This is a genomic window from Bradyrhizobium tropiciagri (genome assembly GCF_018130545.1).
In the GTDB taxonomy this organism is placed as follows: domain Bacteria; phylum Pseudomonadota; class Alphaproteobacteria; order Rhizobiales; family Xanthobacteraceae; genus Bradyrhizobium; species Bradyrhizobium tropiciagri_A.
The window spans coordinates 730,503-749,783 of the sequence record NZ_JAFCKF010000005.1 but is presented as its reverse complement, the minus strand read 5'-3'; the positions used below and the strand labels follow the sequence as shown (position 1 = coordinate 749,783).

General features: G+C 64.4%; 18 protein-coding genes. 6 read left to right on the top strand and 12 right to left on the bottom strand.

Features of this window, described 5'->3' with window-relative positions; translation table 11 throughout:
- Positions 1–28: 28 nt before the first annotated feature.
- Both JQ616_RS25000 and JQ616_RS24995 read right to left on the bottom strand, forming a co-directional pair.
- Positions 29–1,405 carry a sensor histidine kinase gene (locus tag JQ616_RS25000; RefSeq protein WP_212019022.1) on the bottom strand — a complete coding sequence of 459 codons (1,377 nt, stop codon included), beginning with the start codon at positions 1,403–1,405 and terminating at the stop codon, positions 29–31.
- A 260-nt stretch (positions 1,406–1,665) separates the two neighbouring features.
- On the bottom strand, positions 1,666–2,328 hold the full coding sequence (locus JQ616_RS24995; protein ID WP_163154879.1) for a response regulator transcription factor: 663 nt from the start codon (positions 2,326–2,328) through the stop codon (positions 1,666–1,668).
- Positions 2,329–2,552: 224 nt separating this feature from the next.
- Here JQ616_RS24995 and JQ616_RS24990 point away from each other — a divergent pair, with 224 nt between their 5' ends.
- Positions 2,553–2,837: a sigma factor-like helix-turn-helix DNA-binding protein gene (locus JQ616_RS24990; protein WP_212019184.1), complete on the top strand. Its 285-nt coding sequence runs from the start codon at positions 2,553–2,555 to the stop codon at positions 2,835–2,837.
- Positions 2,838–3,323: 486 nt separating this feature from the next.
- On the opposite strand, the gene JQ616_RS24985 is transcribed toward JQ616_RS24990, so the two are convergent.
- A complete protein-coding gene (locus JQ616_RS24985; RefSeq protein ID WP_212019020.1) occupies positions 3,324–3,518 on the bottom strand; it encodes a hypothetical protein in 195 nt (64 codons plus the stop codon).
- Between the two features lie 123 nt (positions 3,519–3,641).
- Positions 3,642–3,818, bottom strand: coding sequence for a hypothetical protein (locus tag JQ616_RS24980; protein WP_212019018.1), 177 nt, complete (start codon positions 3,816–3,818; stop codon positions 3,642–3,644).
- A 416-nt stretch (positions 3,819–4,234) separates the two neighbouring features.
- Between JQ616_RS24980 and JQ616_RS24975 the strand changes: the two genes are divergently transcribed.
- Positions 4,235–4,594: a VanZ family protein gene (locus JQ616_RS24975; protein ID WP_212019016.1), complete on the top strand. Its 360-nt coding sequence runs from the start codon at positions 4,235–4,237 to the stop codon at positions 4,592–4,594.
- A 19-nt stretch (positions 4,595–4,613) separates the two neighbouring features.
- Here the strand turns inward: JQ616_RS24975 and JQ616_RS24970 are convergent, their stop codons facing one another.
- Together JQ616_RS24970 and JQ616_RS24965 are read right to left on the bottom strand one after the other, a co-directional pair.
- Positions 4,614–4,847, bottom strand: a complete 234-nt coding sequence (locus tag JQ616_RS24970; protein WP_349630044.1) for a hypothetical protein — start codon at positions 4,845–4,847, stop codon at positions 4,614–4,616.
- On the bottom strand, positions 4,844–5,992 hold the full coding sequence (locus JQ616_RS24965; protein WP_249137182.1) for a hypothetical protein: 1,149 nt from the start codon (positions 5,990–5,992) through the stop codon (positions 4,844–4,846). The genes JQ616_RS24970 and JQ616_RS24965 overlap by 4 nt, the downstream gene beginning before the upstream one ends.
- Positions 5,993–6,117: 125 nt before the next feature.
- Here JQ616_RS24965 and JQ616_RS24960 point away from each other — a divergent pair, with 125 nt between their 5' ends.
- The gene (locus JQ616_RS24960) at positions 6,118–7,668 is read left to right on the top strand and encodes a hypothetical protein (RefSeq protein ID WP_212019012.1); all 1,551 of its coding nucleotides are present in this window, start codon (positions 6,118–6,120) and stop codon (positions 7,666–7,668) included.
- 24 nt (positions 7,669–7,692) lie between these two features.
- The gene (locus tag JQ616_RS24955; RefSeq protein ID WP_212019010.1) at positions 7,693–8,679 is read left to right on the top strand and encodes a UbiA family prenyltransferase; all 987 of its coding nucleotides are present in this window, start codon (positions 7,693–7,695) and stop codon (positions 8,677–8,679) included.
- 18 nt (positions 8,680–8,697) lie between these two features.
- Here JQ616_RS24955 and galE read toward each other — a convergent pair whose 3' ends face one another.
- The 5 genes from galE to JQ616_RS24930 form a co-directional block, all read right to left on the bottom strand.
- Positions 8,698–9,693 carry a UDP-glucose 4-epimerase GalE gene (gene galE, locus JQ616_RS24950; RefSeq protein WP_212019008.1) on the bottom strand — a complete coding sequence of 332 codons (996 nt, stop codon included), beginning with the start codon at positions 9,691–9,693 and terminating at the stop codon, positions 8,698–8,700.
- 139 nt (positions 9,694–9,832) lie between these two features.
- The gene (locus JQ616_RS24945) at positions 9,833–10,090 is read right to left on the bottom strand and encodes a hypothetical protein (RefSeq protein ID WP_212019006.1); all 258 of its coding nucleotides are present in this window, start codon (positions 10,088–10,090) and stop codon (positions 9,833–9,835) included.
- Positions 10,091–10,248: 158 nt separating this feature from the next.
- On the bottom strand, positions 10,249–10,878 hold the full coding sequence (locus tag JQ616_RS24940) for a transglutaminase-like cysteine peptidase (protein WP_249137180.1): 630 nt from the start codon (positions 10,876–10,878) through the stop codon (positions 10,249–10,251).
- 332 nt (positions 10,879–11,210) lie between these two features.
- Positions 11,211–11,873 (bottom strand): ParA family protein, encoded by a 663-nt coding sequence (locus JQ616_RS24935; RefSeq protein ID WP_212019004.1) that lies wholly within the window; start codon positions 11,871–11,873, stop codon positions 11,211–11,213.
- Between the two features lie 57 nt (positions 11,874–11,930).
- Complete coding sequence (locus JQ616_RS24930) at positions 11,931–13,136, bottom strand: glycosyltransferase family 4 protein (RefSeq protein ID WP_212019003.1); 1,206 nt, start codon at positions 13,134–13,136, stop codon at positions 11,931–11,933.
- 199 nt (positions 13,137–13,335) lie between these two features.
- Between JQ616_RS24930 and JQ616_RS24925 the strand changes: the two genes are divergently transcribed.
- Together JQ616_RS24925 and JQ616_RS24920 are read left to right on the top strand one after the other, a co-directional pair.
- Positions 13,336–14,313, top strand: coding sequence for a hypothetical protein (locus JQ616_RS24925; protein ID WP_249137179.1), 978 nt, complete (start codon positions 13,336–13,338; stop codon positions 14,311–14,313).
- 389 nt (positions 14,314–14,702) lie between these two features.
- Positions 14,703–16,892: a glycosyltransferase gene (locus tag JQ616_RS24920; protein WP_212019000.1), complete on the top strand. Its 2,190-nt coding sequence runs from the start codon at positions 14,703–14,705 to the stop codon at positions 16,890–16,892.
- Here JQ616_RS24920 and JQ616_RS24915 read toward each other — a convergent pair.
- Positions 16,833–19,181, bottom strand: coding sequence for a glycosyltransferase family 2 protein (locus JQ616_RS24915; protein ID WP_212018998.1), 2,349 nt, complete (start codon positions 19,179–19,181; stop codon positions 16,833–16,835). The genes JQ616_RS24920 and JQ616_RS24915 overlap by 60 nt on opposite strands.
- Positions 19,182–19,281 lie beyond the last annotated feature (100 nt).

Genomic DNA, 19,281 nt, shown 5'->3' with positions numbered 1-19,281 from the left:
TGACCTCATCGGGCCGTCCAAAGGCAGACTAGACCGCCGGCAGCACCAGCTCGGCCCGCAGGCCGCCGATCGGCGCGTCGTTCAGGGTGAGATTGCCGCCATAGAGGCCGGCGAGATCGGTCACGATCGACAGGCCGAGCCCCGAGCCGGGCTTGGACTCGTCGAGTCGCTGGCCGCGCCGCGAGACCTGGGCGCGCTCGGCCTCCGACAGGCCGCGGCCGTCGTCGTCGACCACGATGCGCAGCCTGGGACCGGCGCCCGACGCCTCCGGCGGGACCACACTGACCTCGATGGACACCTGCGAGGCGGCCCATTTGCAGGCATTGTCCACGAGATTGCCGACCATCTCCTCGAGGTCCTGCCGCTCGCCGCGGAACCGCGCCGCCGGATCGGCCTTGGCCTCGATGGTGAGATCGCGATCGCGATGGATCTTCTCCATGGTCCGGCGCAGCGCCTCGATCGCGGGCGCGACATCGGTGATGGTGCTGACAATGGTGGCGCGGGCGGCGATCCGCGCGCGCTCGAGGTGGTGGGCGACCTGGTCGCGCATCAGATCGGCCTGCTCCAGCACCTTGCTGGCGAAGGGATCGGCGGCATGCGCGCCTGCCTCGTTGACGATCACCGACAGCGGCGTCTTGATCGCGTGGGCGAGATTGCCGACATGGGTGCGCGAGCGCTCAACGATCTCCCGGTTGGCATCGATCAGCGCATTGGTCTCGCGTGCCAGCGGCGCGATCTCGACCGGGAACCGGCCCTCCAGCCGCTCGGCGCGGCCGGAGCGGATATCGGCAATCGAATCCGAAATGCGCTTGAGCGGCGCGAGGCCGTAGCGGACCTGGAAGATGGTGGTCAGCAGCAGCACGATGCCGAGCGCGGCAAAGGTACCGAATAGGTAGTAGTCAAAGCTGCGGGTCTCATCGAAAATCTCGGTGGCGTCGCCGGCGACGCTGACCAGGAACTTGCCGTCGGCGCCGAGATCGACCGGCCGCTCCACCACGCGCAGGCTCTGGCCCTCGGGCCCGTCGACATAGCCGAGGCGGACGCCGGCGGCGGTGAGCTCGGCGCCGTGCTCCTCAAGCTTGGGCAGCTTCTTGTCCCACAGCGAGCGCGAGGCCCGGGTCTCACCCTTTTCGGTATCGGTGCGGGTGATCTGCCAGTACCAGCCCGACAGCGGCAGGTCGAACAGCGGCTCGCCGAGCGACTGGAACTGGCGGTCGGCCGGCTCGTCCGGCGTCGCCACCTCGGCGATCAGGGTGCGCAGATAGAGATTGAGGCGGCGGTCGAAGGCGCGCTCGGTGGCGTCGCGATAGACCGACGACAGGATGACGCCTGTTATCGCCAGGATCACCACCACCCAGGCGGTCGCCGAGACGAACAGGCGTGTCGCAAGCGAGCTGCCGCCCATCAGGGCACGAGCTCGAACAGCGTGTCAGCGGCAACAGATATGGACATGGCGAATCCAGTTTCTCCTGGCGCGGATCATGCCAATGCCCGCATGGCGATCAAGCACTCTAGGAGCATGATCCGATTATACAGGATATGCCCTCATCCTGTTGTTTAGCCGCGCTTTCTTTGCGCGAGCGACGAGGTATCCGCGTCGCTCGAAAACGCTTTAAGAGCATGATCTTTTCCGGAAAACCGCTTCGCACTTTTCCGGATCATGCCTTAGGTCGGCGGCGACAGCATGTAGCCGAGGCCGCGAACCGTCTGGATGATATCGACTTCCAGTTTCTTGCGGATGCGGCCGACGAACACCTCGATGGTGTTGGAGTCGCGGTCGAAGTCCTGGTCGTAGAGATGCTCGACCAGCTCGGTACGCGACACCACCCGCCCGGTGTGGTGCATCAGATAATCGAGCAGATTGTACTCGTGCGAGGTCAGCTTGATCGGGTTGCCATTGACGGTGACCCGCTTGGTGCGGGTGTTCAGTGCCACCGGCCCGCAGACCAGCTCGACCTGGGCATGCCCGGTGGCGCGGCGCAGCAGCGCGCGGATCCGGGCCAAGACCTCCTCAAGGTGGAACGGCTTTGCGACATAATCGTCGGCGCCAGCATCGAAGCCCTGCACCTTGTCGCTCCAGCGGTCGCGCGCGGTGAGGATCAGGACCGGCATCACCCGCTTGTTGCGCCGCCAGGCCTCCAGCACCGAGATACCGTCCATCTTCGGCAGGCCGATATCCAGCACCACGGCGTCATAGGGCTCGCTGTCGCCAAGGAAATGCCCCTCCTCGCCGTCGAACGCCCGATCGACCACATAGCCGGCGTCCGTCAGCGCGGTGGTGAGCTGGCGGTTCAGATCCGGGTCATCCTCAACGACGAGCAGACGCACTTTGGCCTCCGAGAGTGAGCATTGCGATAGTCCGGGCATCAAATGAGGCTTCGCGCCGTGAACGGCTTATGAATGGAGCCGCCGGCCAAAGCTAATTTTTTCGTCAGGTGCACCATCCCGGGAACCCGCGCAAGCGCGACCGGTTCCCGCTGAGAGATGCGCGCCAGATCGCGTCGGGTTTCAATTTTGCGTATCTGGATACCTCAATTTCGTCGCAATACTGAATGCTGTCCTCGATCGGACACGCGACAGAACAAATCACGACAGACCGGGAAATCCCGGACAGACGCGACTACCGAAATCTGCAATCCATGATGGCATTTCCAGAACGAAACAATTTGGAGAGCATTTTGCCGGCTTGGGTGGAAGAGGAAGAACAGCGCCTGCTGCGGATGATCCGCGAGACCGATCTCACGCAGCGCGAGATCGCTCAGAAGCTCGGCCGCACCGAAGCCGCCGTCAGCGCGCGACTAACGATCATCAGAAGGCGCCTCGCAGCGGGGAATTAGGATCGCCCGTTAAGCATCCGGACGATTTATTTACCTTTGATTCATGCATGTTAATTGACCAGCTCACACTTTGGTTCGATGATCCAGGGGCTGGGTCGGGCTGTTTCATTAAGTTCAAGTTTTAAGCCCAGAGGGGCCGTCTATTATCGGCAAGCGGCGGTTCGGCGTGAGAATGGGAATACAGAGCGGCCCCGGCATTAACCCTCCAAGGGTGCTGGGGCCGCTTCTTTTGCAGCGAGGAACGTCCGTAGCGACACCCGGTTGACCAGCGGTCCCGGTGCCTAAGACGGACAGCACTTGGACGCGGCCTCAGCGTTTCTCCGGCGCTGGGGCCGTTTCCTTGTAGAAACCACGAGGCGGTCTCACCGCATAAACAGCCACGCCACGCTCGCGGCCAGGGCCACAAACGACACTGCCGCAGCGCAGACAAAGGCGATCTCGACGCTGTCGATACGGTGATGATGGTGGGCATGCATGACAGACCTCCTAAGCGGAGCTGGACGAGCGTAGCCACTCACTCATGCTTTCCCCGGCGTCGGCTTGCCGGGCCAGCTTGAGTATAGCCTTTTTCTCGATACCTGGGGCTAGCGCTGCGGCCTGCTCGCGCAGGCTCTCGGCTCGTGCGATGAGGCGTTCTTCAAGCGAATGGGTTTGCTCGAAGCGATTGCGTCGCTTCGTCATGTCGGCTCCGTTGCCATTCAGCAGGCCAGAGCGCGACATGCGATCCAATCGCCGGGTGCCAGGGTGATGCGCGGCGATAGCGGTCAATTGTCAGGTTGGAGTAAGGTTCCTAAATCGAAACCATCAACTCGGCCTGGACTGGCCGATGGCCTTTTCGACTTCGGCAGCCAGCGTGCGGTGATGCGCGGCCAGCTTGGCGAACAGCTCTTTCTTGGCCTGATTGGTCGCCAGCTTGCTGATCAGCTCGCACTCTTCCGCCTCGACACGAAGCTTTTCCAGGTGCGCTTGCATGTCCTTCATTGCACTGACTCCCCCGAGATCAGAGTGAGATCATCACACATGGAACTCAGGGAGCAATAACCTATGTGAGCGATCGGGAACTCCGTTCACCCACGGAGAACGCCGGTAATACTTCTAAGCTGTGGATCAGGAACATTCAGGAACGTATTGCGTCCCATCAAAATCTATATGCCCATAACGGTGCATATGCGACCTCGGCAATCCTACTGAGAACGTCGGCCCAACTGCGGTTTCCCGTTCGCTGTGGATCAGGGCATCGGCAACACGCCGACAATTGCCGGGCCGACGGGCAAGTTAACCTTCGGCCGGCATTTAATTGTCGCCGACGCGAGCGATGCGCTAAATCCAGCCTGACATCGCGGGGCACAGGGACCGGGAATATCTGATTGCTTGTTTCGAAGATTAGGACGTTTGGAGTGGTTGCCGGCTGGCTTGCGCTGGTCTTCATCGCTTTCGTCACATTGTCCCCCATCCAGGACCGTCCAACGTTTTTCCATCCGCAGATTGAGCGCTTCGCCGCGTTTGCGGTGATGGCGATGGCCTTCGTGCTCGGCTACCCGCGGCGGACCGGGCTGATCGTGCTGTTCGTCGTGTTCAGCTCGTTCACGCTCGAAGCGATGCAATTGCTGACGCCGGATCGCCACGGCCGGCTGCTCGACGCGGTCGTCAAGGTCGCGGGCGGTCTCGCCGGCGTCGGCGCGGGTCACTTCATCCTGCTGGTGCTGCGCAGCCAGTTCGGCCGGCTGAGGTCGCGCGCGGAACAGTCCGCGGGTTGAGCCGCGGTCAATCTGCGGCTCAATCGCGCTTGGGCGCTTCCGCGGACTTGGTGCTCTCCTGCGCCATGCATTGCTGAAAGAAATTCAGCCGGTCGCCATTCATCGGCGCCGCCCCCGGCCGCTTGTACGGATAGACCATGTAGGCCGCGCGCAGGCACCGCTTCGCCGTCTCGGCATCGGGGGCTGCGATGGCGGCACGCGACGACAGCAACAGCGCCAGCACGACGCCGAACCGGATGGCCGCGCCGCTCACGGCTTCTCGCATTCCGAGTAGAACACGCCATTCGCGGCCGCCAGCCGCTGCAAACAGTGCCGCTTGTCGGTCACCGCGCCCTCGACCGTGAAATCATAGGCCTGCGCCTTCAGGATCAGCGCGTAGCGTCCCGGCGACAGCGGCGCGTCGTCGCGCGGCTGGACCTCGAACATTTGCGGGTCCTCGCTGAGCGGCGCGGCGCGGAACGGGATCGAGATGTTGCGGATCACCCAGGTGTCGTCATCAGACGACACCACCGGCTTGCCGGCCGCATCGAACGTGGTCTGCTGGGTCACGCGCGCGATCAGGCGGACGTCGATCGGATCGGAGGCGCCGCCAGCGCCCTCGCGCCGGAACACAATGAAGCGAAGATGGCCGTCAGGCAGTGCGGTCTCGCTCGGCTTGGTGATCGCAGCTGAAATCGCGATGCGCGGATCGGGTGCGCGCCCCTGGATCAGTTGCAGCTCGTAGAGCTTGCCGCCGCTCTCGGCGTACACGCCATAGGCGGTCGGCAACGGCCGTTTCGGTGCCGGCGGCGCGACGGGCACGGCCGGCGCCGGCACCGCCGCAACGACTGCAGGCTTTTGGCTTTCAACCGGCACCGGCGCGAGCGTTCCCGCGATCATCGCGCGCGCTGCCGCCAATGACACGCCGCGTTGCTGGAGCAGGACGACGGCCGCGATCAGCGCAAAGAAGCCCAGCATCGCGACGTAACGCAGCGGCGCCGACGACGACCAGCGCGGCCGGCGCGGCAGTTCGGCGCGCTCGAGCGTGGTGACGAAGGCCTCCTCGGCATCGATCCGCTGCGGCCCCTCGATCCGCCGCGCGGCGCCCGCCGCCTCCAGAAAGGCGGGTAGCGCTCGCGCGGGCGGCACCGAGAACCTTTCGACCAGGTTATCCCTGGTATGCGCCTCGACGCCCTCGATCGCGACTTCCAGCGCCTGCATCAGACGGGCTTTTTCCTTGGGATCCTCATGCGCGAGTTGCTGCAGCTTCTGCCGCGCAAGCTCGTAGACCGCGCTGCGCAGCTGCTGCGGGTCGGCATTCACGGAATCGATGGTCCGCGCCAGCACCAGCGCGAACTCCACTTCGGGATGCGCAGGGCTGATATCCCCAAACGTCCTCTGGGCCGGCGTCGACGTCATAAATGTTAGCCTGGATTGCCCATAATGTTACAACATTGTAGGTGGCTTTTACTGTTAACACAAATGACGAAACCGCAGATGGCGCCGCGGTCCGGCGTTACCGTTCCAGGGCACAGCAGGATTCATTGACCCGTTCTTTGCAAATCCTGGACGACTGGTTGTTCGCGCCGAAGCGGGACCGCCGGTCCTGGCCGGACCTCCTGCTGTTGGCGGGATGGATCGCGCTGGTCGGCTTCCAGATTTCCCGTCACGTGATGTGGCGCGACGAGGTCCGCGCGCTCACCATCGCCCTTGATGGCGACGACGTGATCGCGATGCTGCGAGGGCTGCACGGCGAAGGCCACCCTGCTCTCTGGTATCTGCTGCTACGCGGCGCGCATGCCGCGGTCGGCCGGGTCGAGGTGCTGCCCGGTGTTGCCTTCGCGATCGGGCTCGTCACGGTCGCGCTGCTGATCTTCCGGTCGCCATTTCCGCGGCCGCTGGTCCTGCTGCTGATCACCGGCCACGCGCTGCTGTTCGAATATGTCGTGATGGCGAGGAATTACGGCATCTCGGCGCTGTTCCTGTTCGCGATCGCCGCCTGCTATCCCGTACACCGCGACCGCGGCGTCGTGCTCGGCGTGCTGCTGTTCCTGCTCGCCAACACCAATGTCGTCGGCGCGATCATGGTCGGCGCCTTGCTACTGTTCTGGCTGCTCGACCTGCTCGAGGTTCACGGCTGGCGCTGGTCGCCGCACCTGACCAATTTTGTAGTCAATGCGATCATCGCCACGATCGGCGTCGCGATCTGCGCCGTGACGATGCTTCCGACCTATAATGATGCCGCGGCCCGGGACTGGTCGCACGCGTCTCCGCTGACGGCCGCAATCCTGTCGCTGGTGAACCCCGGCGCGACGTCGCTCGGCGCGCTGTTTGCCAATCTGCTGCCGGGAATCGCAGGATCGGCCCTGCTGTTCGGTGCGACGCTCGGGCTATTGCCGCGGCGGCCAGCCTTTCTCGCCGCCATCGCCGCGCTGTTGCTGACATCGCTGTTCTTCGCGGTCGCCGCGAACGGCGCCTACCGCCACGCCGCGGTCTTTCTGTGCTTCCTGATCGCGATGTACTGGATCGGCTGGAGCAAGATCACTGCGGCATCCGCCGGACTGCTGCCGGCAATCGGACTCATCTCGCTGCTGCTGGTGCTGGCGATCCAGACCGCCGCAGGCATCAACGATCTGCGCAATGCCGTCAGCGGCGTGGTCGCAAGCCGCAGCGCCGATCTGGGCCGCCTGATCGCCTCACGCCCTGATCTCACCGACGCAATCATCCTCAGCGAGCCGGAATATCTGGTCGAGGCGCTGCCCTACTACGTCAAGAACCCGCTCTATCTCGCGCGCGACCACAGGTTCCGCAGCGTCGTGATCTTCTCGCGCAAGGGCAGGATGGACAGCGATCTCGGCGAGACGCTGCGACTGGCCCGCGAGCTCCACGACACGCGTGGTGCGCCCGTCATCATCCTGCTGGCCTACCGGCTCGATGAGATCACGCCGGACCAGACCTATGACGAAGGCAAGGACTGGCGAACGTTCCACGCCTCAGCCGCGGAGATCAGCGATTTCCGCGCAGCGACCACGATGATCCGCCGCTTCGACCCGGCGAAGACCGACGAGAGCTTCGACGTCTACCTCCTCAATTAGGCGATCAGGACAAGGAACCGCGCGATGGCGCTGATGGACAGCAAGGTCGAAGCGAGCAAGCCGCCTGCCGCGGGCATCCGGCAGTATCTCGCGATCCTGCGGCTCGATCACAGCACCAAGCACATCTTCATCCTTCCCGGGATCATCCTCGCCGGGCTGTTGCGCGGCGCGAGAGGCGATCACCTTGCCGCCTCCATCCTCCTCGGCCTCTTGGCCGCGATCTGCATCGCGTCGGCCAATTACGTGATCAACGAATGGTTCGACCGCGACTTCGACCGGCATCACCCGACCAAGTCGCAGCGCTCCGCGGTGCAGAGCGCCATGGACGGCAAGATCATCGGTCTCGAATGGCTGCTGCTGGTCACGGTTGGCCTCGTCTGCGCATCCGCGAGCAGCCGCCTGATGCTGTTTGCGACCAGCATCTTTGCACTTCAAGGCATCGTCTATAACGTCCCGCCGCTGCGCAGCAAGGACAAGGCCTATTTCGACGTCATCTCGGAGTCCGTCAACAATCCGCTGCGGCTGTTGATCGGCTGGGCGATGATCGACCCGACCTCGCTGCCGCCGGGCTCGGTGATCCTGTGCTACTGGTTCGGCGGCGCATTCCTGATGGCCGCCAAGCGGCTGTCCGAATATCGCGAGATCGCCGCATCTCATGGCCGGGAGCTTTTGGCGCGCTACCGCGCGAGCTTTGCCGACTATACCGAGGTGTCGCTGACCGCCTCCTGCCTCAGCTATTCGCTGTTCTCGGTGTTCTTCCTGTCGGTCTTCCTGGTGAAATACCGCATCGAATACATCCTCGCGATGCCGCTGGTGGTGATGCTGTTCACCACCTACTTCTCGATGTCGACAGCGCCGGGGTCATCGGCGCAGAAGCCCGAGAAGCTCTATGGCGAGCGCGGCCTGATGCTGACCGTGCTGGCGCTGGTTGCTGTCTTTCTGGTGACGAGCTTTGTCGACATGCCGTTCCTCGCGCGGCTGGCGGAGCAGCATTACATCACGCTGGAATGAAGCCGCTAGCGCGATTGGTTAGCGCCGTCGCGGATGCGCCTTCTGATGCCAGGCCCAGGCCGAACGAATGATATAGCCGAGATCGGAGCGGCTGGCCTTGAAGCCGAGGCCGCTTTCCGACTTCGAGGGATCGGCGACCAGGATCGGCGGATCGCCGGCCCGACGTTCGCGCACCACGCTCGGCACCGCTTCGCCGGTCTCGGCGCGGATCGCGTCGAGCACCTCGCGCACCGAATAGCCGGTGCCGGTGCCGAGGTTGAACACGCCACCGGCGTCGCCCTTCAGCAGCAGTTCGAGCGCGGCGATATGGGCGGCGGCGAGATCGTCGACATGGATGTAGTCGCGCACAGCGGTGCCGTCGGGCGTCTCGTAGTCCTCGCCGAAGATCGCGAAATCCGGCACGTGCCCCAAGAGCGCCATCAGCGCGCGCGGGATCAAATGCGTTTCGGGATCACGCAGCTCGCCGATGCTGCCGGAGGCATCGGCGCCGCAGGCGTTGAAATAGCGCAGGCAGACCGAGTTGAATTGATAGGCCGCGCGATAATCGGCCAGGATCTGCTCGATCATGTATTTGGAGCGGCCGTAGGGATTGACGGTCGGCCCCGCGGCGCTCTCCGGAATCGGATCGCGCCCGGCATTGCCATAGACCGCGCCGGTCGAGGAAAACACCAGACGGTCGCAGCCCGCTTCGCGCATACCACGCAGCAGGCCGAGCGTGCCGGCGACGTTGTTGGTGAAGTATTTCTGCGGATCCGCCACGGACTCGCCGACCGCACTGAACGCGGCGAAATGCATCACGGCGAGCACATCGTGCGCGCGGATCGTGGCGGTGATCTTGTCGTGATCGGCGACGTCGCCGACGACCAACGGTCCCCATTGCACGAAGTTGCGATGACCGGTCGACAGATTGTCGTAGACGACCGGAACAAATCCGGCCGCGGCGACGGCCTTGGCGCAGTGGGACCCGATATATCCCGCACCGCCCGTGATCAGTATCGAACCCTTGCTCGTCATTGAAAATGTCGTCCCTGCGCGGACCAATCCTGCGTCTCAACAGACGCAGTGCCTGCATGGGTACGACATTCCGTCTGGCGCGGCAAAACGGCGATGCGAATAGCGTTAAGACCGCCCCGATTGCGCGCGGACGTGAGGGTTAACGCGACCCCAGCGGGACGTTGGTCTGTTGTCCCACCGGCGGCACCTGGCGCGGCGCTCTGCCGTAAGGGTAAACCGGTGTTGCCGGCGGGACCGGCCGGGTCGCCTGCGGCCGCGCCGTCGGAACGCCGCCGCCCGGTCCGTCGATCGAGTAGCGGGATCCGCCCTGCATGGTCTGCCCGGTGCCCTGCGCAAGCACGGGGCCCGCGGCGGCAACCGCCAGCGTCGCGATCGCAAATAGGCCGGCCAGCTTCATGACGATGCCTCGATGGAGGTGATTGAAATTAACTGGTCAAGCCGCCAATCGTTCCGGAATGTGGGCGCAGTGACGTTGCGATCGTCATCATCCCTCATGAAAAATGGCGCGGCGAAATGCCTCGCCGCGCCACGTTCGATGGGGTCAACTTTGCAGATTCAGACGCCGGCCTGCGCGACCGCGGCCCAGTGATCGGGGTTATCAGGGGTCTGCATCCTGACCCAGCGATAGCGCGCCTGCGACCAGCTGCGGATCTGCGCATTGAGATTGTCGAGCACGATGTCGCCGCCCTTGGCGCGGACCACCAGCACGAGATGATGCTCGCCCCAGGAGGTCACCACTTCGCTGAGCAGCAGATTGCGCATCGGCCAACCGCGCGCCAGCAGCTCGTGGCGCTTGCTGACGGCATAGTCGTTGCAATCGCCGCGCGCCGGATTGATCAGCCATTCCTCGCCGGCGAGGCCGCGCTCGTTGCGCTGCGGAGCGATCTGGCGATTGACCGACGCATTGATCTCGATCAGGTCGGTGATGCGCTGCTTGGTCAGACGCGTCGCGCCGCCGCGGAACACCGTGCGGCTGCGCGGCTGCTGCTTGCATTCGTCGGCATAGCGCATGCAGAACATGGTGTAGGCCATCGGCGCCAGCGTCGGCTCGCTGAAGCGGATCTGCTCGATCGCGCCGCGCAGCGGCAGCGGAAAGCCGATCATTGCGGCCTGCGTATCCCGTGCGCTGGTCCCGAGCGCGACGATGGCCAGAACCAGGGCCATCACCTTCTTGACGCTGTACATTCTTCACTCCCCACCGTGACGGGAAGCATCTACGGGAAATGTCTTGCGCTTCGGCTCAAGCGCGCGGCGGCATTTGCTTCAAATGCGACGGTGCGCGCGCGCAGTCGGTTAACCAAGCGGCGTTGGCTGCGCCGGCAGGCTTATCGGTTGCCAATGATAACGCCCACATCGGGGTTGCGATGCACGACGGATGGCAGATCTGTCGTCTTTTCGGGCTTTTCGCCGCGGTTCCCGCCGACGCGGCGATCAGATGCGGGGCCGGTTGCGGCGCGGGATATTCCCGTTCCCGTGCAGGCATGGTTAGCCCGACGTGAAGGCGCCGGCGCGATCTGTTAACTGGTCACGCGTTGCCTGGGCGCGATCCCGCACCAGTTCATGACGAGGTCGGCGAGCATCTTGATCTCGAGATCGGCGGGGGTCCCGCCGGCGAAATCGGCCACCGATTGGCCGAGTGCGACGGCGCGCACATAGGCCGAGCGGCTTCCGATCATCGGCCCGATCTCCTCGTCGAGCGTATCCAGCTCCTCGATCAATTGCTGGCCTTCAAGGGTGCGCTGGTCGACGCGGTTCGGCACGATCATGGCACGGAGCGCGGTGCGCCGCGCGGCACGGACCTCGCGTACGATGTCGAGCGTCCGCGCGGTGGCCTCGATGTCGAGGCCGGACGGCGTACACGGCATCAGCACGATATTGGCGACCGCGAGCACGGCGCCGAGCACCCGATCGTTGGGGGCGGAGTCCACCACGATGATCTGATGCGGAATCTGCCGCATCAGCTTGGCCCATTCGGCCACGGGGCGGGTTTCCGGATCAAGCTGGTAGACCGGGAACGACAGATTGCCGGGCTCGGCCCAATGACAGGCGGATGCCTGCGAGTCGGCGTCGACCAGTCCCACCACGCCGGTGCGCCGGTCCAGTTCCGCGGCCAGCAAGACCGCGAGAGTCGTCTTGCCGACCCCGCCCTTGCGCTGGGCAACCGAAATGACAAGCGGCATCGCAAACTCCTGGCGTGATCCCCCGCGCGATCACGATGGGTGCGCGGGAGGACACCTTCATCCAACGAGCGTCAGCATCCTGGGCAGACAGACCCGTTTCGCGTCGTAATTGTCCCTCACGAAGCTTCTCGCCTTCATTCGCATCTTTTTGAAGGCCTTGGGCCGTGTCAGCACCGAGATTACCTGATCCGACAGCGCATCAATATCAAAAAACGGCGCCAGCAGGCCGTTGCCGTCCGAGATGATGTCGCGCAGCGGAGCGGTGTCGGACGCCACCACCGCACACCCCGCGCTCATGGCCTCCAGCAGCGACCATGACAGCACGAAGGGGTAGGTCAGATAGACGTGCACCGAAGAGATCTGCAGCAGTGCGAGATATTGGTCCCGCGGAATCCGGCCGAGGAAATGCACGCGGCGCAGGTCGATGTCCGACCTGATCTCGTCCAGGAACATCGACTTCCAGCTCGAGCCCTTCGGCGGATTCGCCCCGTAGGACGTTCCGGCACCACCGACGATCACCACCTGCGCATTGGGCCGCGCCGCCATAATCTTCGGCAGCGATCGCATGAAGATGTGGAAGCCGCGCACCGGCTCCAGATTGCGCGAGACGTAGGTGATCACCTCGTCGTCGGCCGAGAGTGTCGCGCCGTTCGGAAGCAGAAACCGCGCGACCGGATTGGGCTTCACCTCGTCGGTGTCGACGCCCTCGTGGATCACCTCGATCTTGCTCTGGAACTCGCGGGGAAAGGTCGACCTTTGCCATGGCGTCGGCGAAACGCCGGAATCGCATTCGGTGAGCGCCAGCAGCGTGGTCGCATTCTTCAAGTGAAGTGCGACATTGCCGTCGAGGCCGGTCATCGGAAACTCGGGATCGAAGCCGACGTCCCTGCCCTCCGAGCCGTAGTAGAATTCGCAATACAGGATGATCCGCGCACGCGGAAACATCGTGCGCAACGGCAGCGTCTCGCCCCAACCGGGATGCGCGAAGATCAGGTCGGGCACGAAGCCCTGCCCCGACAGCGACGACAGCGCATACAGAACCTCCTCGGCCCGCCGCGATTCGACATCGAAGCGGCGGGCAAAGGGATGTACGAGCGCGGAGTCCGATTTGGTCGTCGAATATTTGATCAGCCGAATATCCGGCGCCGTGCTCGCCGTCGACGAACCGACCGCGACGACCTTGTTGCCGGGCTGCTTCGCAAGTGCGCGCGCAATGTGGCGATACTGGGCTGGAAAGTTATTGTGGACGAAGAGGACGTTCATTGGCGGACGGGCGCGCTCCCCGGCCACGCGATCTTCGATTGGGGTCAGGCTCTGCATCATGTGACCGGCAGTGTGGCAGTGATATGCACGGGTGAAACTATCTCATCGATTAACATTAAGACCCCTTCTATCACACAGATTTTTGGGGCACACTGCGCGGGCGACATATCAATCCATTCCGTTAGGCTCGCAGGCGACGATGAACGAACAGATTCAGCAGAAAACCATTGATTTGGCACGGGGCCTCTTCCTGGTTCGGTACAACGGCGCAGATGATAAGGTGGCCCCTCCGGTGGTGCGCGTATATGCGGATCGCGCCAGTCTTAACAATTGTAATATCATTTCCGGGCCGGACGCCGCCAATGGAACCCTGTTTGCGCCCGAGAGCGCGCTGGTCGTGTCGGTTGCCCGGCCGAGCCGCCTGATCGTCGAGGTCACCGCGGGGCGCGTCGGTGGGTCGACCGCCGCCAACATCAAGATCGAACCGTTGACCCAGGGCCAGCTGCCCCAAGGCCAGCAGGCCCACGGCCAGCCGGCCGCGCAGCCGGCCAGCCAGCCATTCGAGGACTTTGACCCCGAGTTCGAACCCGAATTTGCGCCTCAGGCCGGCGCGAGTGGGCAGAGCGACCTCAAGCTGCTCGCCCATGTCGCTGGCCTCGGTGATGTGACCGTCGGCCCGAACACCTGGATCGCCGGACCGGCTGCTCCGGCCCGGATCGAGGGCATCTCGCTCGAATGGCCGAACAAGCCGCGCGATCTCAACCTGCAATATGCGGTCAAGTTCGCCCGGCCGCAGCGCGGCGACAACCAGTTCGTTCCGCTCGGAACCTTCGCCGGAACCCGCGGCCGTGCACTGGCCATCACCGGGTTCTCGCTGGAGGCCACGGGGCCCAGCGTGGATCGCTATACCATCTCGGCCGAGACCATCTTCCTGGGTGCTCCCGCTCTGCGCGTGACCGGGAACCGGATTGTGGTGTCGGGCCCGTCGGGACGGGAACCCCTGGTGGGCTTCAAGCTCAACCTTGAAGAACGCCGCGTGCAGGCCGCACCACTTGCGCCGCAGCAGCCGCGGCGCGTCGAACAGATCAACCCGGCGCCGCGCGTGGACGGACCGCGTCTCGAGGGCCGCGTGCGCGTGTTCCGGAGCCGGCAGAGCGCCGTGAAGACGACGGGCTGACATCCGGCAGATAAGGGCGACATTTGACCGCCGACGCGCGCAAGATCGCCTTTACGTCCAGAACGCTCCATCACGTCGATCTCGAGCGGGCTGCGGTCGCGGCACTGGAGGCGCGCGATTTCCGCTTGGCATTCGCGCTCGCCGACCGCCGCTGCCGGATCATGCCGCATCCGGGCGCCCGCGCCCACCTCCTGCGCGCAGAGGCGCTGTCTCGCCTTGATCTCAGGGATGACGCTGTCGCCAGCGTTGCCAGGGCGATCGAGCTCGAACCGGACGATCTGGTTGCCGCACGGCGCATGATGGCGTGGGGTGACGGCCCGCAGCGGATCGAGGCCGCACGCACCATCGCACGGCGCGACGATGATCCGGATTCTGTCAGGGGCGCCCTCGTGCTGCTCGAACACAGCGGTCAGGACAGCTGCGCCCGCGTCGACTTCCTGGATGAAGAGGTCAAGGGATGGGTGACGTGGCGAGGAGTTGACGACCCACAGCTTTCACTGGCGCAAGCGGACCAATCCAGTGCCGTCCAGCTTCCTTCCGATCCCCGCCACAGATTCGCACGCGATGGGCGGCACGCCGCGAGCTTCCGTCTGATCCGCCCGCCATCGGCGACCTCGCAGCGGCTCGAGATCGCGCAGGCGGGCCGGATCATCGCAAGCGTTCAACTCCCGGCCAATCGCGCGCCGGATCGCCGCGACGCGCCGCCACGGGCAGCGCGCGCGCGAAGCGGTGAAACGCCACCGCTCACCATCATCATCCCGGTGTACCGGGATTTGGCCGCGACACGCGCCTGCATCGAGAGCGCATTGACCGCCGCCGCCTGCACGCCGGGCTCGACCATCGTCGTGGTGGACGATGCGTCGCCCGAGCGCGACATCAAGCACCTGCTCGCCGAGCTGGCTGCCAGATCGCATATCCAGCTGCTGATCAATGAGCAGAATCTCGGCTTCGTCGGCGCGGTCAACCGGGCACTTGGCGAAACCGATGCCGGCGATGTCGTGCTGCTGAACTCGGACACGGTCGTGCCGAAATACGCGCTGCAACGCCTGCGCAGCGCGGTGCAATCGACACCCCGCGTCGGCACGGCGACGCCGCTGTCGAACAACGGCGAATTCACCAGCTTCCCGGTCCCGAACCGGTCAAATCCCCTGCCCTCGCCGGACGAGATAGAACTGCTCGACGAACTCGCCGGCACGGCAAATTCCGGGGTGGCGATCGACATTCCCAACGGCATCGGATTCTGCCTCTACATCACCCGCGAATGCCTCGACGCCGTGCGTGAGCTCTCCGACGACTTCTATCGCGGCTATCTCGAAGACGTCGACTTCTGCCTGCGCGCGGCAGAGGCCGGCCTCCGCAACGTGTGCATCCCGTCGGTGTTTGTCGGGCATGAGGGCTCGCGCTCGTTTCTAGGCGAGAAGCGTTCGCTGGTGCTGCGCAATCTGCGGGTTCTCGAGCAGCGCTACCGGCGCTATGCGACGGAGTGCGCCGCGTTCCTGCTCGCCGATCCGCTCCGCGATTGCCGCGCGGCGCTGGAGCTCAAGCTGCTCGCGAACGAAGCGGACGCCGCCGGCCCGCACGTCATCTTCTGCGGCTCCGCGATTGGCCGCGAGATCGCCATCAGGCGATGCGGGCACCTCGCTGCGGACGATCAGCGCGCTCTGGTCGTGCAGATCCGAACGGAGGGACAGCGCCGGCTGGCGACCATCTTCGATCCGGATAGCCGCGCACCGCAGTCGATCGCACTCGACGTTGCAACGGCTGAAGGCCGTGAGGCCTTGCTGACGCTGCTCACCGACCTCAAAATCCGCGCGCTCGAGATTGCGGAGCCGAACCGCATCCCCGCCGCATGCCTGGTCCAGCTCACGCAACGCTTCCCCTACGACGTCCTGATCACCGACACTGCGCTCGCACTGCGCACAGCGATCGGGTCGGGCGTTGACCCGGACTGGACCAGCCTGATCACCAGCGCTCAGCGCGTGACCGCGATCGGTGAGGACGGCGCGGCCTTTTCGGACACGGTGCTCGGCCAGCAAGCGACCCGACTGGACGACCCGCCAGCGCCGCCGGCGCGCTATCACGTTGTCAGCAGTCCGGCGCGTCTGGGTCTGCTCGTCCTGCACGCCAACGCGGCGGAGTTTCGTTTCATCAGGGCGTTGAGCGATCAAATCGCCAATGTCGACCAAGACGTCGAGATCATCGTGCTCGGGACCACGCTCGACGATCTCAAGCTGATGCAGCGGAGCAATGTCCTGGTTACCGGCGACATTGCCGTCGACGACATCGCGACGCTCGTCGAAGGTCACGGCATCACGAAACTGGTTCTCGACATCGGCGAACCCGCCTTTGGGCATCCGCTGGTGGATGCGCTCAGGGCGACCGGGCTGCCGGCCGCCGCGACGGAATGGAGGCCGACAGCAGCGGGACATGGCCACAAAGCCGACCTGAAGCTGCCGCCGGGCTTTGATGCCGATCAAACGATCGCCGCCGTGCTCGGCTGGGTGACCGACGATGCGCGGCTACATCCCGACCGGAGGAGCGGCCGGCACCGGCGGCAGGTTGGCGCGCGGCTTCCATGATCGCGGTGGCCATGCCAGCGAAGAGAACGGCGTCGAGTCGAGCCCCAGCAGCGGGCTGTAATAGGGATCGTCGAGCAGCACCTCGCCCCATTTCGCGCGCAGCATCGACAGCTCGCGCTTGAAGCGCGCCTTGCGATCCGGCGCGGAATCGCGGCCCCGGCTCGCCGATTCCAGATGAACGAGCTTCGCGTCCGCCGCGAACACGATCCGCTTGCCGAGCTGGCGCAGCTTCAGGCACAGATCGATATCGTTGAAGCTGATCGGAAAGCGGGTCGCGTCCATGCCGCCAACGGCGACGAAATCGCGTTTGCGCATCAGGACACACGCGGCCGTCACCGCCGAGCATTCGTGCGCCACCTGGAGCAGATCGCCGTAGCCGGGATCACCATCCATCCGGTCGTTGAAGGCATGCGCAGCCGAGAAATTGGCCCCCAGCACCACCCCGCCATGCTGCACGACGCTGCTCGGCCACAGCAGCTTTGCACCGACGGCTCCGACGTCGGGAGCGGCGAGCCGCCACAGCAGCTCCGCCAGCCAGCCGTCGTCGAGCGCCTCAATGTCGTTGTTGAGGAAGCAGATGTTGTCGGCGTCGACGCAATCGACCGCGGCATTGCAGATCGCTGCGAAGTTGAACGGTCCCTCGACCGAGATGACGTCGATGTCCTCCTCGGACAGGCTCTCCAGATAGTCGAGCGTTTCAGGCTCCGTCGAACTGTTATCGACGACAAGAATTCGAGCATTCGTCTCATTCGCGGCCGGCGTCACGGTCTCGATGCATCGCTTGAGCAGCTCGGCGCGATTTCTGGTCGGGATGATGATGGTGGTGCGCTCGTTCCAATCGACGGCGCGCTTGACCTGAACAGCAGGAAGCAGCCCCGCCTTGCGCGGCTCGACGCTCGCCTCGATGCCGGCTCTGGCCAAATATGCCTTGCTTGCGGCGGCCAGTTCGCCGGTTGCGGCCGACGCATCGATCTGCGGCAGTGCCGCGATCGATCCCGGAAGGTGATAGGTTCGGCCAGGCTCCGCGCAGGACAGAAAGATGTCGTAGAGCGACGTCGCCGATCGCAGCGCTTCGATGGCATGTTGGCGGCGAACCGCAAAACAATACGCGCCATAGCCCTGCTCGAGCGCGCGCTCGAGATCGAACGCCGAAAACGCCAACGGCCACACCGCACCTGCGCCCGCAGGGATCTCGACGTCGCCATAGGCAAGATCGCAGTCGGGCTCGGACGCGAACAGAGCGGCGAAGCGCTGCAAGGCATCCTCTGCGAGGATCGTCCCGCTCAGGCAGAAGACAAAGAACTCGCCGTTGGCGGCATCGCCGTCGACGAAGTCGCGCGCGGCTTTCGGATCGAACTGACTGAACGCCTGCGTGGGCAGGCACACCGCCGACCAGGCCGCGTGCCCCTGGGCCTCAAGGCTCTCGATGCTTTCGTCGACCCTGTTCTCGCCGATCAGGACGACCGCGGCCTCGGATGGAACGTCGGATTGTTCTGATTGCGTCGTCGGCGCAAAGCGCTCTTTCCAGCCGGGATAGGCATGAAACGGCATCGAGGCCGGCAGCACACGGTCGAACAGTTCTCCGCGCAGCCGCTCGCTCTCCCAGCGCCCGAGCTCTGCAAGCGTCTGCTCCAATCCGCGCTCGAATGCCACGAATGGGATCGGCTCCGAGATCAAGCTGCGTCCCGAAACCGTCCGCGCCGACAGGCCGCGCATACGACCATCCGCAAAATGCTCGGGCAGATGAAAATCGATCCGGCGGCCGACGCCGAACTCGCTTCCCCGCGCAACGTTGGTCCAGCCGGTCGGCTTCACCGTCATCACCGGCCGCTGCGCGATCAGGATCTCGATATCTTCGTCGATGTCCCGAGACAGCCAGCCCTCGAAGCGCAAACCTCCGGCCCAATCGATTTCGGCGATCCGATGCCACTGCGCTTCCGGTGCGGCAACGTCGCAACGAATCGGAGCGCCGACGGGACTGCCGATGTTGGCCAATCTTGCCTCGACCGTTCCGGCGCTCGCGCCAACCTGATCCTGCACATTGAACGTAAAGCCGAAGCGACCGTCGCCGATTCCGGCGTCGGCAAGCTCTGTTACAAACTCGTCACACAATGATGACATGTATGGCTCGCCGTCGACCAGCAGTTCGACAGTGTAGCGTCGGCCGAGATCGGCGCGGTCATAGACAAACCCGGAAAACGTCGTGCGATCGTATCTGGTGAACTGCGTTTGCAACGACGCGTCGTCAGCTCCTGAGGGCCTCTGCTTGCCAATCGTCTTCGTGCTCATGTCCACCCCTCAAACGGCGGCTCGATTATCGGTCGATTTCAAGTTGAGAATGTGTCCATGGCGCGCCCAAGGTGACTAGCGAGCACTCACCTGCACTGAG

Excerpts from the sequence above, each read along its gene's own strand:
- JQ616_RS25000 (WP_212019022.1), bottom strand. The coding sequence starts at position 1,405 with ATGGGCGGCAGCTCGCTTGCGACACGCCTGTTCGTCTCGGCGACCGCC.
- JQ616_RS24990 (WP_212019184.1), top strand. The coding sequence starts at position 2,553 with ATGCTGTCCTCGATCGGACACGCGACAGAACAAATCACGACAGACCGG.
- JQ616_RS24985 (WP_212019020.1), bottom strand. The coding sequence starts at position 3,518 with ATGACGAAGCGACGCAATCGCTTCGAGCAAACCCATTCGCTTGAAGAA.
- JQ616_RS24980 (WP_212019018.1), bottom strand. The coding sequence starts at position 3,818 with ATGAAGGACATGCAAGCGCACCTGGAAAAGCTTCGTGTCGAGGCGGAA.
- JQ616_RS24965 (WP_249137182.1), bottom strand. The coding sequence starts at position 5,992 with ATGACGTCGACGCCGGCCCAGAGGACGTTTGGGGATATCAGCCCTGCG.
- JQ616_RS24955 (WP_212019010.1), top strand. The coding sequence starts at position 7,693 with ATGGCGCTGATGGACAGCAAGGTCGAAGCGAGCAAGCCGCCTGCCGCG.
- galE (WP_212019008.1), bottom strand. The coding sequence starts at position 9,693 with ATGACGAGCAAGGGTTCGATACTGATCACGGGCGGTGCGGGATATATC.
- JQ616_RS24945 (WP_212019006.1), bottom strand. The coding sequence starts at position 10,090 with ATGAAGCTGGCCGGCCTATTTGCGATCGCGACGCTGGCGGTTGCCGCC.
- JQ616_RS24940 (WP_249137180.1), bottom strand. The coding sequence starts at position 10,878 with ATGTACAGCGTCAAGAAGGTGATGGCCCTGGTTCTGGCCATCGTCGCG.
- JQ616_RS24935 (WP_212019004.1), bottom strand. The coding sequence starts at position 11,873 with ATGCCGCTTGTCATTTCGGTTGCCCAGCGCAAGGGCGGGGTCGGCAAG.
- JQ616_RS24930 (WP_212019003.1), bottom strand. The coding sequence starts at position 13,136 with ATGAACGTCCTCTTCGTCCACAATAACTTTCCAGCCCAGTATCGCCAC.
- JQ616_RS24925 (WP_249137179.1), top strand. The coding sequence starts at position 13,336 with ATGAACGAACAGATTCAGCAGAAAACCATTGATTTGGCACGGGGCCTC.
- JQ616_RS24915 (WP_212018998.1), bottom strand. The coding sequence starts at position 19,181 with ATGAGCACGAAGACGATTGGCAAGCAGAGGCCCTCAGGAGCTGACGAC.